This is a genomic window from Leptospira tipperaryensis, assembly GCF_001729245.1.
GTDB classification, from domain to species: domain Bacteria; phylum Spirochaetota; class Leptospiria; order Leptospirales; family Leptospiraceae; genus Leptospira; species Leptospira tipperaryensis.
The window spans coordinates 2,709,330-2,725,000 of sequence record NZ_CP015217.1 but is presented as its reverse complement, the minus strand read 5'-3'; the positions used below and the strand labels follow the sequence as shown (position 1 = coordinate 2,725,000).

The 15,671-nt window shown below is 43.0% G+C and carries 13 protein-coding genes (1 of these 13 only partly in view); 7 read left to right on the top strand and 6 right to left on the bottom strand.

What is annotated here, in order from left to right; translation table 11 throughout:
• From A0128_RS12860 to A0128_RS12850, 3 genes are all read right to left on the bottom strand, one after another.
• A protein-coding gene (locus A0128_RS12860) for an IPT/TIG domain-containing protein (protein WP_069607892.1) crosses the window boundary here: on the bottom strand, window positions 1–220 show its 5' portion. It extends 767 nt beyond the left edge of the window; only the first 220 of its 987 coding nucleotides appear in the window; it begins with the start codon at window positions 218–220; its stop codon lies off the left edge, out of view.
• A gap of 185 nt (window positions 221–405) precedes the next feature.
• Window positions 406–1,212, bottom strand: coding sequence for a hypothetical protein (locus tag A0128_RS12855; RefSeq protein WP_069607891.1), 807 nt, complete (start codon window positions 1,210–1,212; stop codon window positions 406–408).
• 194 nt (window positions 1,213–1,406) lie between these two features.
• Window positions 1,407–1,868, bottom strand: a complete 462-nt coding sequence (locus A0128_RS12850; RefSeq protein WP_069607890.1) for a DUF2721 domain-containing protein — start codon at window positions 1,866–1,868, stop codon at window positions 1,407–1,409.
• Window positions 1,869–2,530: 662 nt separating this feature from the next.
• Between A0128_RS12850 and A0128_RS12840 the strand changes: the two genes are divergently transcribed.
• Window positions 2,531–4,447 carry a phosphoethanolamine transferase family protein gene (locus A0128_RS12840; protein WP_069607888.1) on the top strand — a complete coding sequence of 639 codons (1,917 nt, stop codon included), beginning with the start codon at window positions 2,531–2,533 and terminating at the stop codon, window positions 4,445–4,447.
• A 196-nt stretch (window positions 4,448–4,643) separates the two neighbouring features.
• Here the strand turns inward: A0128_RS12840 and A0128_RS12835 are convergent, their stop codons facing one another.
• Window positions 4,644–6,620, bottom strand: coding sequence for an LTA synthase family protein (locus tag A0128_RS12835; RefSeq protein ID WP_069607887.1), 1,977 nt, complete (start codon window positions 6,618–6,620; stop codon window positions 4,644–4,646).
• 365 nt (window positions 6,621–6,985) lie between these two features.
• Between A0128_RS12835 and A0128_RS12830 the strand changes: the two genes are divergently transcribed.
• From A0128_RS12830 to A0128_RS12800, 6 genes are all read left to right on the top strand, one after another.
• The gene (locus A0128_RS12830; protein WP_173662792.1) at window positions 6,986–7,702 is read left to right on the top strand and encodes a TetR/AcrR family transcriptional regulator; all 717 of its coding nucleotides are present in this window, start codon (window positions 6,986–6,988) and stop codon (window positions 7,700–7,702) included.
• A 16-nt stretch (window positions 7,703–7,718) separates the two neighbouring features.
• On the top strand, window positions 7,719–8,534 hold the full coding sequence (locus A0128_RS12825) for a secretion protein HlyD (RefSeq protein WP_069607885.1): 816 nt from the start codon (window positions 7,719–7,721) through the stop codon (window positions 8,532–8,534).
• Window positions 8,534–9,772 (top strand): ABC transporter permease, encoded by a 1,239-nt coding sequence (locus A0128_RS12820; protein ID WP_069607884.1) that lies wholly within the window; start codon window positions 8,534–8,536, stop codon window positions 9,770–9,772. The genes A0128_RS12825 and A0128_RS12820 overlap by 1 nt, the downstream gene beginning before the upstream one ends.
• A 2-nt stretch (window positions 9,773–9,774) precedes the next feature.
• Window positions 9,775–10,491, top strand: a complete 717-nt coding sequence (locus A0128_RS12815; protein WP_069607883.1) for an ABC transporter ATP-binding protein — start codon at window positions 9,775–9,777, stop codon at window positions 10,489–10,491.
• Between the two features lie 62 nt (window positions 10,492–10,553).
• Complete coding sequence (locus A0128_RS12810) at window positions 10,554–11,774, top strand: hypothetical protein (RefSeq protein WP_069607882.1); 1,221 nt, start codon at window positions 10,554–10,556, stop codon at window positions 11,772–11,774.
• A 635-nt stretch (window positions 11,775–12,409) separates the two neighbouring features.
• Entirely contained in the window at window positions 12,410–12,799 is a 390-nt protein-coding gene (locus tag A0128_RS12800) for a hypothetical protein (RefSeq protein WP_069607880.1), read from the top strand.
• 816 nt (window positions 12,800–13,615) lie between these two features.
• Here the strand turns inward: A0128_RS12800 and A0128_RS12795 are convergent.
• Window positions 13,616–14,473 carry a prepilin peptidase gene (locus tag A0128_RS12795; RefSeq protein ID WP_069607879.1) on the bottom strand — a complete coding sequence of 286 codons (858 nt, stop codon included), beginning with the start codon at window positions 14,471–14,473 and terminating at the stop codon, window positions 13,616–13,618.
• Complete coding sequence (locus A0128_RS12790) at window positions 14,457–15,569, bottom strand: pyridoxal phosphate-dependent aminotransferase (protein WP_069607878.1); 1,113 nt, start codon at window positions 15,567–15,569, stop codon at window positions 14,457–14,459. Before A0128_RS12790 ends, A0128_RS12795 begins: the two co-directional genes overlap by 17 nt.
• Window positions 15,570–15,671: the final 102 nt, after the last annotated feature.

Sequence of the window (15,671 nt, the reverse complement as noted above, 5' to 3'; positions counted from 1 at the left end):
CCGCATACTGGGAAGCACTGCCTGAAAAATCACTTCCCGTGATCGTGGTCATACTTCCGGGAATTCCCAGTTCCGGGTAGAAATCGGCTACGTTTTCAGAATTCAAAATAGCAAACAAAGTAATAAAAGAAGTGGTATCATCGCCCGATCCGCCTTTTTTACAACCCGAAAGGAAAATCAAAAGAATCGCCGTCTGAATCAATGCGATTATTTTTTTCATTCAAAGAACCCCTTTTTAAATTCACCTTGGAATCGGTGATTTATGTCCAAGGATATCAGAGAAAAGACTTTGAATGAATCTCGGAAACTACGTAGAAATTCTTTAAAGAACCGTGTTAATACGGATTGTGATATCGCGAGATGATATCTTTTTCAATTGAAGACCTTGTCCTCAAAGAAAAATTCTCAATCGTTTCTCATTTTGAAAATTGTGTTGTTGCAGGAAAAACTTACCTTCTTCGGAATCAGACAGAGAGTAAGATTCTTATGATTACTGTGATAGGCGTCGACTAAGAACTGAGTCGTGTGTTCGACGGCGTGTAGTCCGGCCCATTCGTGTAAATTTACGTTTTGATTATTCTCCACTGGATTCCCACCCCGAAGCGTTTTTTCAGAATCCTTATTCAGACAAAGATGAGTCGCAAACGGCTGAAAGGTTTTCATCTCGTCAAAGGAAAGATCCAAACATTCGATCGCTTCCTCTTCATGCTGAATGACGGGTGATAGATCGTAATAACCGGTTTGAATTTCCGGTCTGGAAAGCAAAAGCCAAGGTTCTTCCAAAGGTGCGATTGCAGTTTGATTGGGATGGTTTTCCGTCCAATTGCTGTGTGCGTAAAAGTCCTGGATGATATGAGTCGCGTGTCCCATATATTTCATGGAATCCGTAAAGAGTCCGGCTTTTTCGGATTTTGACTTTAAGTTCCTGAGTTCGATTCCACATCCAAAGATATTATTGTTATCACAGTGAAACGACTCCGCATCCATCAGCTCCGAGTCGGAATGGAGATTTCCTTGAAGGATCATCTCTTGACAATCGACTCGAATTTCGTAACCCGTTCTTTCGGTAAAATCTCGAAAGGATTCTTTTAGAATTCGGCTATGATTGAAGGATCCGGCCGGGCCAAAGGCGTTTAAGGAAAGCGATGGAAAAATATCTAAGAATAGGAAAAGGAGTGGGAGAATCCCCGTAAAAGAAAAGAATCGTTTCATGATAGTAAGTAACTGCTTACTTATTTAGACCTGAATTTTAAAAAAGGTTCGAAATATTTTTAAAAAAACCGGGATGCGATCTGAGAATTTTACGCTTTGGCGGAAGTGATTTTTATTAAGCGAAGTGAAACAAAAGTAGAAAAAGGAAGTGGGAAGGCCCAAAGGAGATTTTCGCTTGGGCGGGTTGGTGTTGGTTATCGGGGAGAATTCGAATCGGGAATTTTACTTCCTAAAAATTCGGTGAGATCGATCAAGCCCTTGATAAATTTCAGATTGTAGCGGCTTTCATAGAGTAGAAAGATGCTCGCGATAAAAAGAAAAATGCCTCCAAGAAGAGCCGTGAGCGTTGCAAACCAGGAATATTCCGGAAATAGGGCTCTGGAAAACGCAAAGCCAAGGCTTGAAAGGACGAAAAGAGAAGTCGCAGTGTAAAGGAATGCCATCGATCTTTGAATCAGAATCGCGCGGATTCTTTGGATTTGAAGTTGTGTTTTGAGACTTTCCATTCTTTCGGTAGGAAAGAGTAGTTTTCCGGCGAGAACCCCTTCGACTTCGGCCTTGAGAAGATTAACCCTGTCAAAAATTCTTCCGAGGCGATTGGCGGTGGAAAATATCAGACTGGCGCAAGCGGTGATCATCACCGCAGGAGTGATCATCCCCGTAAGGATACTTGTATTGGAAAGAGATTCGAAGAACACAATCAATCCTTGTTCTCTTCGGATATTTTGTCCATAAGATTTGGGCTTCGTCTTCGAACCTTCTCAAGGGACTTTTTGTAAGGCCGAAATGGAAAATGAGACTTCCTGTTTTCAAGAAAAATCCAAATTCGTTTTTCTTTGTAATCGCATTTCCACTGTTAGGTGAGTTCGGATTCTCCTTCCATCTTTTCCGATCTTAGAATTTTACGCGGGATTCTTTTTGGAAAGGACTTCCGCTGCGGGATGTAGAATTCCCCCTTGAGCTCAACCAAGGACTTGTTGAGTTCACCTATTCAGAAAAGATAATTCGTATTTTTGGGTTGGATGAAATGGACTTTTAGCTCACCAAAATATCGCAACGAAGGTAAGGCACTTTGCTTGCCATTTAGTCCTGGTCACTTCTATAAAAACCTATATTCTCTATAAAAATGGAAAACGCGTGATAGAATTGAGGTTATTTTTCTCCATCGCGGGGAAAAAAACTTGATTTGTAGAAGCATTCAAAAAATAAACATGTAAGCAATTGCTTACTATAAAACGCCTGGAAGGATTTCCGATTTCGATCGGAAGAAACATAAAAAATCCCTTTCAGGTTTTCCGATCAAGAACGGGGTGTCCTTTTGTTTTCATTTATCAAACAGAAATGGAATTTTTTCGTTTCCGATTTTCAATTTAAAATCGTTTCGATTTTTATTCTTCCTTCGATTATCCTTCTGACGGATCTGGTGATTCGCTGGAAAATCGTGAGTCAGATGGAAAGACTTCAGTGGTCTTACTATCTTCTTTCTTTTTTCTATTCGGTTCTGATTTACTCGCTGATTCTCCTGATTCTCAATCTTCTCCTTTCTTTTTCCAAGATGCGTTTCTACTGGGCGCTTCTTGTTTACGCGAGTCTTGGTTATACGATCTGTATCGTCGGTTCTTACGGATACTATTTGTATTCGGGAATCATGCCGAACTTTTTTGTATTCTCTTATATCTTTCAAGAGCCGTTTAATAGCTGGACCATCTTTAAGGGCGGACTTACGATTTGGAGTCTGATCGGTTTTGTTTTTCTTTTTCTACTTTTGTTAGTTACTCTAAAAACCGCTTCCTCGTTTCCAAAACCTTCCCGGTTTTTAAAAAGCAGAATGGTTTCTTTGAGTCTCGTGATTCTTCTCTTAGCGGCTTTCTTTCATAACAACACTCGATTTAACGATCAGATCTATGTTTCGGATACGAATTCTATTTCGTTTATCAATCGGAATCTTTATAATATCGTTACCGGCGATAGGCTCGGTTCTGCTGGTTTACAATCCAGAAACAAACCTCTTATAAAACCGAGTTCGAATCCGGCGAAGATGAACATTCTTATCGTCTTGAGCGAGAGTCTTCGAAGAAAAAGTATGGGACTTTACGGATACGAAAGAGATACTACTCCCTTTCTCAATCGTTGGTCTAAAAATCCTGGCGGCGGTACGGTTGTCGTTTTTAAGAATGCGTTCTCCAATTCGAGTTCCACTTTGATTTCGGTTCCGAGTTTGTTGTCCGGAGTTTCTCCGATTCAACCTGTTTCTTTGACTCACAGCGCTCCCTTGTTTTGGGAATACGGACAAGCAGCCGGTCTTTCCACGTTTTACATTTCCAGTCATAGCTTTCGCTGGAATAATTTTTCGGGCTTTTTTAAGAATGCGGGAATCGATTTTCTCTGGAATAAGGAAATCAGCGGGCACAGCGTCTTTAACGATATAGGAATCGACGATCGTAAGACGGTCGAGGAGTTTGAACATCACGTCAAAGGTCTCAAAGAAAAAAATCAACACTTTGCCGGCGTTCTCCATCTCAATACAAATCATTTCCCTTATATCATTCCGGAAGAATCGATTGTTTTCCCGATCGGAAAAGACGCGTATGCACCTTATGACAATTCGGTAAGATATTTGGATGATCTTTTGCAAAGTGTATTCCGTTTTTTGCAACAAGAAGATCTCGCAAAGGATACTCTCGTGATTTTTACTTCGGATCACGGCGAAGGAATTTTCGAGCACGATTATATCGGTCATATCGAAAGCAATCATATCGAGACGGTTGCGATTCCGATGTTGTTTTACGTTCCGGATTCTTTAAAGAAAACGGTTCCTCTGGATCGTCTGAAAAAAAATGTGGAACGAAACGTGTCCAATACGGATTTAATTCCTACTGTCGCGGATATATTAGGAATTTCTAATCAGTCGGAGGTGAAGGGATATCTTTCCAGATTGGAAGGGAAGTCCCTTTTTTCCAATCTTTCGGACGATCGCCGTATTTTTATCGCAAACAATAACGAAACATCCCTCTATCGAGTCGGTATGAGTTATATTCAAGGGAATCTGCATTATATGCTACGTTTGAACGCGTTTCCTCCCGACGAGGAAGCCTATGACATTCAAGCCGATCCGATTGAGAAAAAGAATCTTTGGCCGTCCTTGGATTTAGAAAGGAAAAAAGAGATCCGAAAACAATTGGATGGTTGTAGTCTCTGTCAGGACTTATATTCCACTTCCGGAATTAAGTTTTGATCCGAAGAAAAAAGTTAATTTCTTTTTTTTGAAAATTACGAAATCAAAAAACCTCGGACGAATTCAACCTTCGTCCGTCGATTCTTTTTATTCCTAAAGGTTGTTCCGACAAACCTGTTTTCCCCGAAAAATAGATTGCTACGGACTGAAAGTCCGCTTTCAGATATAACGGGGACACTTGCGACTTGTTGTGATTCTAAGGTTTGGTCAACTGGATCAACTCGGTTTCAGAAGGGAAGACCACGTTCTTATTTAACAATTCGTAACTTAGATTGAGATAGGCCTTTGCCTTTTTGCTCATTTCCTCGCAGACGGAAGGATCCTTTTCGCAGAAATTATTTTTCTCACGAGGAGGAACGATGTTGTAGGAAAGATCTTCTTTTCCGTCAAAAAATCTCAGATAAAAATGTTCGTTCTCGATCCAGCCGAAGAGATTCCCGTAAGCAAAGTATGCGGTCTCCGATCTCCCCGGAGCCAGAAGATTTCTTCCCATCGCCGAAAATGCTACCTTCTTTCCGACGAGTCCGAGGATCGTAGGAATTACGTCCAACTGCGACGCGATGGTTTCGTCTAACGCGGGAGCGATTCTTCCGGGAGCGTAGATGAGGAATGGAACGTTTCTGTCCTCATAGTAGTCCAGATAACGATGGTGAGTATGATCCGCAACAAAGACAAAAATCGTATTTTTAAAATAACCGGATTTTTCGGCTTGTGTGATAAAATTATGAACCGCCCAATCTGCGTAGTTGTAGACGTTCAAAAAATCATAGTCTCTCGTTTCAGGACCGAAGATTCTAAACTTTTCGGACGGAGTGCGGTATGGATAATGAGTCGTGAGAGTCAAGGCCAGACCTAAGATCGGTTTTTTGGAAGAGGCAATTCGTTCATGCAATAATTGTAATACGTCAGCGTCGTCGTATCCCCAGGCTCCGAGCTTAAATCTTCCGAGTTTGGAGATTTCTTTTTCCCCCAGGACCGTATCAAAACCCCAGTGAGGCATGAGTGTGCTCTTGTTATCAAAGCTTAAGTCGCCACCCGTCACAAAAAAGGTCTCGTATCCCATTCTTTTAAAGATACTTCCGATCCCGGAAAAATTTCCGAGAACCTGATGAGTTCTTACCACCGTCAATCCCGGGCGGTCGGGAATTCCAGTAAGAATGGACATCATCCCGTTTGTGGTTCTTCCTCCGGACGCGACAAAACGATTGTAAAATCTTCCTTTTTTTAGAAGTTGATTGAAGTGGGGAGCCACTTCCTTTCCTTCCACGAGTCCGTCCGAAATGGGGCGGATGAATTTTCCGGTCCAATTCTCGAGCATAATCAAAACGATGTTAGGCGGAGTGCCCGGTCTGGTTTCTTTTTGAACTCTTAGGATCGGATACTTCTCGCTTATAAATTCCGCTCCGGTATAACTGATTTCTTTTCGAACGATCGCGACCGCTTCTTCCGTTTCTAATTTTAAGAATTTCGGAATCGACTGGCTTTTTAAATCCATGATGGAAGTAAAAACTCCGTTTAACGCGATATTGTTGACGAAATTGTTTCCGGAGACGATTGCGTTAGTCGCACGGATCGGAGATTCTTGAATTCCTCCACGCACGGCGATGACCGTAAGAACCAATACGATTCCTATATGAGCTCCGTAAGTCTTCCAGGATTCTTTTTTGTATTCGTAAGGATTGTATTTAAGAAAGAGCCAAGTTGATAGTGGAAGAAAGATCAGTAGGAATCCGATTCCTATGATAAACGTCGTTGTATTTTGTTCCAAGGCGGATTTTAAAATCACGCCTAAGTCCTTTCCGATAAAGACAAAACCTTCGTAGCCTATGTGTTTGTTGGCGTTTTCGAAGTAGATGATGTCAGCGATCAAATGTGCGATCATCCAAATTCCCAAAAGGATCGGAGTATAACCCCAGAAAAAACGATACGCTCTAAAACGATTCAAATAGGGAAGTACGGATAAGAACGCAAAGACACCGAGTGTCATTCCTATCACCGCGAAATCGAATCGGAATCCCAAAAGAAACGCGAGTGCGATCTCGTCCAAAGGAACTCCGTGCAATCGATACCAATAAACGGAAAGAAAGGCGATCTTGTATAAGAGTAAGATGACTGCGAAGTAGACTATGTAGCTAAAAATCAATTTGAGATGAGTGGGTATACGTTGAAACATTCTGGCTCTTTTTAATTTTTTCTCTGATTACCGGTTCGACACAAAGTCCGCAGGAGCCGACCCGATTCTTATAATAAGCCGGAAAGGAGGCAGACGCTCAAGTCAAAAACAAAGGAAATTCGAACTGGATGAAGAACGGATCCGATTACAAATCTCTTACGAAATTTGGGAAAGTCCGCCGTGGGAAGCCTGATCCTGAATCATTCCACTCACGGTTTTTAGTAAGAATCGAACGTTTTTGATATTCTAACCCTTACGGTTCTCCTGAAATTTTTTTCTAAAAAGAAGGTTTGGATTCACTTTGACCCTTGACAGAAATACGTGCTTTTGTTATCATGAGTGAGTAATCACTCACCATGCAAGAAATCAAAGAAAATATAGAATTGGATCCGGGTTGGCCCGAAGGTCAAAAAAAGATCTTTTTGGCGGCGATGGAAATCTTCGCGCAAAAGGGATTTTCCGCAACAACCACCGGCGAGATCGCAAAAAAGGCAGGAGTCGCCGAAGGCCTGATCTTCAAACACTTCAAGAGTAAGAAAGAACTTCTTTTGAGTCTCGCGATGCCGATCATGGAAAGTTTTATCGCGCCCCTCACTTTAAAACGATTGAAAGTAGTCTTTTCCCAAGACTATTCAACCTTCGAAGAATTCCTACAGGCCGTCTTTGAAGAGAGAATCGCTTTTATCCGAAAAAATCGAAACCTCATTCGTATCATCGTTCAAGAAGCGATGATCTCACCGGAGATTCGAGGAATTCTGGAAAGGGTCTTTAAACAAAAACTCGCACCCTTGATCGTGGAACGTCTCAAGGCGTTTCAGGACAAGGGGCTCATCAAAGACATTCCGATCCCGTCCGCGTTTCGACTCGTTGCTACCAATCTTTCCGGTTATATCCTTCTTACCGAAGTATTCTTTCAGCCGGAAGAAGATAAAGATTGGGACGCAGAAGCCGAGTTAAAACGAACTACCGATTTTATCGCGGCGGGACTCGCGCCTAAAAAGAAAGAAGTCGCAGTTGCAAAGCCGCAAGCAAAGAAAAAGAAGACGGTTCCCAAAACTACAAAGACGAAGAAAAAAAAGTAAGTTGGAGTCAGTGAGAATGAAAGTTGTAGTCAACAAGCTCAAATCCTTTTGGAGAATTTATAAGTCTTTGCGACTTCCCTATAGAATTGTTTCCGCGCTTCTTCCGATCGCGGTTTTGATTCTGATCTTTCAATTGAAAAACAAACCGAAAACTGAGGACGTCGCCGTCGTAGGTCCGATATCGGAAAAAGCCTACGGATTAGGAACCGTACATTCCTTGGATACGTTTCGATTTCGAGTTGGGGTTCCCACAAAAGTGACCAAGGTTTTTGTTTTGGAAGGAGACGAAGTCTTTCCGGGCCAGAGTCTTTTACAGTTGGAAGGTCTTACCACAGTTCGATCTCCGATCCGAGGAATCGTTTCGGATATCGGTTATCACGAGGGAGAGGTCGCGTTTCAAACGATGCAGGCCGTAGAGGTTTTGGGAGTCGGGGCGAAATATCTCGTGGTGGCTCTGGACGAACAGATTCTTCTTTCGATAAAAAAGGGACAGTCGGCGCTCATACGCTTTGAAGGAAAACCGAACGAAGTCATACAAGGAAAGGTTCAAGGAACCTTTTCTCACGCGGGACAATTTTTTGCGAGGATCGAAGCCGCCCGTTTTCCGGAAGGAGTTCTTCCAGGAATGACGGCGGACGTTGCGATCGAAGTCGGTAAACGGGATAACGCGGTCTTGGTTCCTCGAAAATACGAAAAGAAACATAAAATTATAATATTCAGAAACGGTAAATCTCTTGCAGTCTCCTTTACCCCCGGACTCAGATCCGAACAGTTTATAGAAGTCAAAGAAGGGGATATTCAAGCGGGAGATCGACTCTCCGAGGCGCCCTGATGTTGTTTATCGCCCTCAGACAAATGCTAGTCAGGGGAAAACAAACTCTGACGACTCTTTCCGGAATCGTTTTGGGAACCGCCGCGTTTATCATCATCTCCGGGGTTTTACTCGGTTTCCGGGGTTATCTCATCGATCAATTGATCAACGCGGACTGCCACGTTCGAATCTCACCCAGACAAGAAATCATCCAGGCCAATTCTATGGACGATCTTTTTCCCAACGAGAATGTGTTCTGGCTTTCTCCTCCTTCCGGTAAACGAGGATCCACTCATTTGAACCAGGCGAGTCTCTGGTATGAAAGGTTGGACCTCGATCCCGAAGTGGAGGCTTATTCTCCGCAAGTTAGCGGAAGAATCTTTCTTTATTCCGGTTCCAATCAAGAAGCCGGTAAGATCATAGGCATCATCCCTTCGAGACAGATTTTGATCACTCCTCTCGCGGATTACATCACGGAAGGAAGTGTAGAATCCCTTGCGGCCGGAAACAGACTCATCCTCGGAGACGGACTTTCGAAACTCTTAGGATTGGGACTCAACAAAACGGTCTGGATCACCGCGGGTTTGCAGGAAAGAACTCCGTTTCGTATTTCCGGAATCTTTCGTTCCGGAAACAAGGCTCTGGACGACAGCATCGCCTACGGATTGTTATCCGAAGTGCAGCAGTTGACGGGACAATCCGGAATGATCACGGACATCGCGGTTCGTCTAAAGGACGTAAATCGTTCCATCTTAAAAGCTGAGGAATGGAGAGGTCTCGGAGAAGACAAGGTTCTAAGCTGGCAGGAAGCCAACTCCAGTTTTTTTGCGATCTTTAAGTTGCAGGACGCGATCCGGTATTCGATGACCGCGGCCATTCTCGTGGTAGCAGGATTTGGAATATACAATATTTTGAATGTAATTATCAACCAAAAGAAAAGAGAAATCGCCATTCTTCGTTCGATTGGATTTCGACCCAAAGAAGTTCTTATGATCTTTTTGATGCAGGGAATGATTCTCGGAGTCGTTGGGGGAATCATCGGACTCATCGTCGGATTTTTAGTCTGCTTGAGAATCGAATCTCTTCCTTTTTCAAATCCTTTATTTTCGGCCGGAGCTGGATCCATGGTCGTTTCCTTTGCGCCGGCGATCTACTTCCAGGCATTTTTACAGTCGATGGTCGCCACGTTGATTGCGAGTTGGATTCCCGCGAGGTCCGCGGGAAAACTTTCTCCGATCGAGATCATAAGAGGAGAATAAGAATGCAGACCGCCGTTCAAAATGGAATCTCCGTTTTCAATCTTCAGAAGATGTTTGGAAATTCGGAAATCATCAAAGGTGTTAGCCTCGATATCCAAGAAGGAGATTATGTTTCTCTCACCGGAAAGTCCGGATCCGGAAAGAGCACGCTTCTTTATATGATCAGTTCTTTGGATCCGCCGAGTAGGGGAGAGATTCATATCGACGGAAAAGATATCTATCAGATGGACGAAGAAGAAATTCACGAGTTTCGAAACAAAAGAATGGGATTTATCTTTCAGTTTCACTATCTACTTCCCGAGTTTACGGCCCTCGAAAACGTTTTGATGCCCGCGAGAAAGGCGGGCCTTTTGAATGAACATCAAAGTTATGCGGAACACCTTCTCGAAGAATTCGATCTGAAAGATAGGATGGACTATCGGATCAACCGACTCTCCGGAGGTCAGGCCCAAAGGGTAGCGATCGCCCGTGCGCTTGTGATGAGCCCTAAGTATATCTTTGCGGACGAACCCACGGGAGCCTTGGACTCGGCGAACACCAAAGTGGTGATGAATATTCTTGCGAAGGTGAATGAGGAGAGAAAAACCACGATCGTCGTGGTAACACACGATCCGGATTTTGCTGCAAGGACCAAAAGACAGATCCATCTCGTGGATGGAAGAATCGTCTCCGGCAAGGAATGGGAGGCAATCCAGAAGGCTTCGAAAGTAGGACGCTGATTATTTGAATTTGAGAAAGTTTTGAGATAGGCCGTACGGAAGCGATATTAAATTCTACTACCATGCTATGGAAGTTTCCTAAATTTAAGTCGGGCCAGCTGAGGAGATGGGAATATCTGCTCCCCACGGGATCCGCGAAGGAAACCGAACAAACGGCGAAGAGGATCATCAGCGATTCTTATCTTCCGAAAATGTCTACGCCGTTTCTCAAAGTTCTACCCGGGAAGATTCTGCTCGAGAATGCGAACTTCCGTCAGGCTCTCGAACTTTTGGTAAGAATTCCTTGGGTTCGGGATTTTAGACTCAACTTGGGGATGTATCCCTTAAAACGGTCTTTTGATTTTAAAGAATTCGAAAACTCTCTTCGTAAGTCGGAAGTTCTTCCGTCGGATTGGGATCTTCAGTTCCATCCTCAGGTCAAGGGCGCAACCGAATGGACTCCGGAAGATCTAAGAAGGCTCTGGGAAACGGAACATACCAATCCGACTAACGGAAAAAGGACGACCGAACTCAGCGCGATGATCATGGACGACGAAATCGTGATGAACGTAAGTCTCGCCGGAGAACCTCTCAATCAAAGAGGAAAGTTCAAACCTCTTTCTAAGTCGGCTCCGATCCGGGAAGACCTCGCGAGATTTTTGATTCAGAGAATGCACAAGATTCTTCCGAACCCGGATGCTGTTTTTGTTCCTTTTGCAGGAACTGGAACCCTTATCAGAGAATCGGTGGATTCTATTTTTGGAGTCGGCTTTCCTCATTATCAGAGAACTTTTTTGTTTCAAGATATGGGAGAATTTCCTGAATCCACTTGGGACTTTCTAAAAAAGAAAACTCTAAAACCTCCGGGCAAAAATCCGATCGCGGTCTGGTGGAACGAACTGAACGAAGAAACGTTTCAATACACGAAGAAGAGAATGGATCAATATCAAGCTTTTCTAAAGGAATCTGAAATTCTGGATTTGGTTTCGATGCAGGAGTGGCAGGGAGATTTTTTCACTGGTTCTCCAAAAGATATCTGGGAAAGCGTCGGGAAGCCGAAACGAATCTGGATGCCCCTCAATCCTCCTTACGGATTAAGAATGGAGGCTGGTGCGACTAACGCGTTCTACAAAAAGTTGGGTGAAAAACTTAAACTCTGGTGGGAACTCCCCGTGGAAATCAGCGGATTGATTCTTTGTCCTGACGAAGATTCTTGGTCCATTCTCAATCGTAATATGGGAATCAAGACCGATACGATCCACGTGACTCACGGCGGCGTGGATCTGAGGGTTGTTTATTTTTGAATAAAGAAATTTCTAAAATCATTCCAAATTTTGAATGTGTTTTCGTTTCCTCATTTTAGGAGGCGAAAACTTTCCCGCTTTCTAAAATATCGTCTTGGCCGGTTTACCGTCCACCAAACAAAATTTCAGAATTTTTTAAACCATTCTTTCCATACGCAAACGATTCTAAAAAGTTACAAAAGATCTTAAAAATTCTTACAAAAAAAATAAGAACAAAAACAGATCCATTCTCTGCAATTTCCAAAATCATATTAGAAAAAAGTAACCTTTCCTCGGGTTCGGTCGAAGCATTTCCCAAAGACACAATCGAACTCTAAATTATAAGTAAGAGTTTTGAAATTCACTCTGATTTATTTATCAGGAGCTTGCTTTGCGTTCTCTTTCTAAGAAAACGTAAGTTAGAGAGTGTTTTTGAAATGCGAAATTCATTCTCGAAGAAATATTTTATTTTCATCAAAAGTATTTTTCTTTACGAAAATATGAGTCAATGAAGTGAATAATATGACATAAATGTATAATTTGTGCGTTATTCGGCACCGCGAATCGAAATCGATTTCGTGCGAGTCGAAAATTTCTCCGAGTTAAGGTATGTTTTCGGCTTTGAATGAATCTGAATTTTTTGTGGAGGAAAAGTTATGATCGGAATCTGGGGAAGTGAATCCAGTTTATTCTTATATGTGCTCGTGGCCGCGACTTTTTTTGTGTTCGCGCTTCCTATGTTTTTAGTGCCTCTTCGTTGGGCCGCGGTTTTAGGATGGGAGATTCCAGATCAAGGCAACTTGTCCATTTATTACGGACGTTGTCTTGCGAGCGTGATGTGCGTCCTTTGTTATATGGGTTTTGTCGCCGCCGGAAATCGCGCGGTGCAGCCGTTTTATTTTAACATTCTTCTCGGATGTTTTGGTTTGATGGTGATCGTTCACGCTTACGGAGGAATTAGAAGAATCCAACCTCTCAGCGAAACGATCGAGACGGGTTTTTGGTTGATCCTCTTTTTTTGCGGACTCTTTTTTTATCCGATCTAATCGGCTTGGGCTTGTTGTTCCGACAAAGTTCTTTTTTAGAAAAAGGTTTTGCATTCAGTCGGACTTCCAGTTCGTTTTGGATAAAATCCAGACCGTAAAGATTGGTCTGTCGGAACTACGACAAAGGTCCTTCCGTGAAACTCGCGCGGCCCCACCCTGAATGGGTGGAGGAGGCGGGCTCGTGGGAAAACTCGTGCGACTTTCCTCTATCACAGAATCGCGCTTCTTGCAAATAAAATTCCTTTCGTCGGAACTACGACAAAGGTCCTCTGTGAAACTCGCGCGGCCCCGCCCTGAATGGGTGGAGGAGGCGGGCTCGTGGGAAAACTCGTGCGACTTTCCTCTATCACAAAATCGCGCTTCTTGCAAGTAAAATTCCTCTCGTCGGAAGTACGACAAAGGTCCCTCCGTGAAACTCGCGCGGCCCCACCCTGATTGGGTGGAGGAGGCGGGCTCGTGGGAAAACTCGTGTGACTTTTCCTCTATCACAAAATCGCGCTTCTTGCAAGTAAAATTCCTCTCGTCGGAACTACGACAAAGGTCCTTATCGTTCCAATGCTCTCCTCAGGCTTTCGGATAGAAAGTTGCTCAAATCACAGAGAGATTCGGTTCTCAAAAGATTGAAGCAAAGAAGAATCCTCATTTTTGTTGGATTGGAACAAAAGTTTTCACTCAAAATAGAAACCGTCTCAGGAAAAGATAGATGAGGTAGATTCTTAAATTAGAATATTCTAAAATAAAAATATGCTAATTTGAAACCCGGCATTCCCGTTTTATAAAAACTTCCCACCGGTCCTTCGAAAGTTCTTCGATTTTTTATTGCGGGTTTTGATCCAAAAGATCGGAAAAGATCGGAATCGAAAGGAGCTCGGATTCAAAAAGGATCTTACCAAAAAAAGTAAGAACTGTTCCCAGGCCAAAATACAAACCCATCGGAATCGGAGTTCTACGAAGGCTTTCCCCTTTTTTTCGAAGCGCGACCGTAAACAAAACCGCAGGAATATAAGAGGCGTTTAAAAAAAACATCCACCAAGGATGACCGGCGATCATCGCAAGAACCGGTGCAAAGAGAACGTCTCCAAAACCGATTCCGCCCGGAAAGAAAAGAAACAAGATCAGAAACGCGGCGAAAAAACCTCCGAAGACAAAGAGTTCGTTCCAGCCGGGGAGTTTGCCGTTCAAAAGATAAACTGCGGTCAAACCGAAGAATAAAATCCAGGGAAGATTTTCATAGTCCAAAGAGAAATGATACGCATCGGTCAGACAGGAAATCAAAAGATGCCCGCATAAAAACAAAAAAACAAAACTGAAAGCGGGATTTTGGGTAAGAAGAAAACAAAAAACAAAGATAGAAAAAAAAGAAAATTCAACCAGAGGAAAGATCACACGGATCGGCTTTTTACATTCTTTGCATTTTCCTTTTGTGATCAGATATCCAACCACGGGAAGAAGTTCCGGATAACGGATTTCCTTTCCGCAGTGATCGCAGGCGCTCGGAGAAGTAAAAATCTGTTTCCACTTCTCTCGAAAAGAAAGGGACTTTCTTTTTTTACCGTAATAGTATTCTAAGATTCGATAACCGAGGGTCACGTAAAAACTTCCCAAGGAAGCCGCGCCCAAACTTCCGAATCCCAAAAAGATCCAGAAGTTTAACGGATCAAGCGAGTGCGACAAGCGCGGAAATTCCCTTCTTCAAATTATCCCATTCGGAAGCAAAGCTGATCCGAATGTAATTTTTAGAATCGGCAAAGATATAACCCGGAACCAAGATCAATTCCTTCTCTTTGATGGCTCTTAGGATAAAATCATCGTCCTTTTCTTTGATCTTGATAAAGAAGTAGAATGCGCCTTCGCTTTTCTCCACTTCGTAGTGATCTTTCAATGAATCGTAGACAAAGTCCCTTTTTTCTTTGTAGTCCGCGATGTAGGAGCTCATATCCGTTTTGAGGGCCTCGAGTCCCATCCACTGAGTGACCGAAGGAGCGCAGACGATCGTGTATTGTTGCAGAGTAGTTAATGCTTTTGTAATGGGTTCCGGCGCGAGAATGGAGGACAGACGGAGTCCAGTCATACTGTAAGTTTTGGAAAAACCGGAAAGAGTGATTGTCTTCTCGTAAAAAGAACCCGCTGAAATAAACTTCTTATCATAGTCAAAAAGTTCGTAGATCTCATCCGAAATCAAATAGGCTCCGGTCTTCTCGGCGAGTTCAGCAAGTGCTTCCAATTGTTTTCTGGAAAGAATTTTACCGGTAGGATTGGAAGGAGAAGAATAGATGATGATCTTCAATTTTTTATTGGAGAAATCCTTTAGATCTTCCGGTTCGAAGGATTGATGCACCGTGTTCATCTTTCCTCCGTAGATCTTGATATACGCGGGATACATCAAAAAGTGAGGAGTTACTACGAGACATTCGTCTCCTTCGTTTAACAATGCGTTGAATAAAAGTAAGAATGCGGAGCTGATTCCGGAAGTGACCAAAATTCTTTCGGGCGTCGCGTAGGAGATACCGTTAGTCGTCTTGTATTTTTCTGCAAGCGCGGAACGAAGTTCCGGAATTCCACCGGTAAGAGTGTAAGCGGTCTTTCCGTCTTTGAGGGCCTTACATCCGGCTTCTATGATATTTGCGGGACAAGGGAAATGAGGCTGACCTATGGACAAGTTGATCGGATTTTTTAAACTTCCTGCGAGTTCGAACGCTTTGCGGATTGCGGAAGTGTCCAGACCTTGGATTCGATTTGCTAAAACATATTCTAACGTATTCTGACTCATACTAGATCCTTTTTGAAATCTCTATCGGAGAGAACTACCGCAAAACGGTCTTCTCAAAAGAATCATCTCGAAAAGTTGATTTGATAGTCAAACAATTCAAAT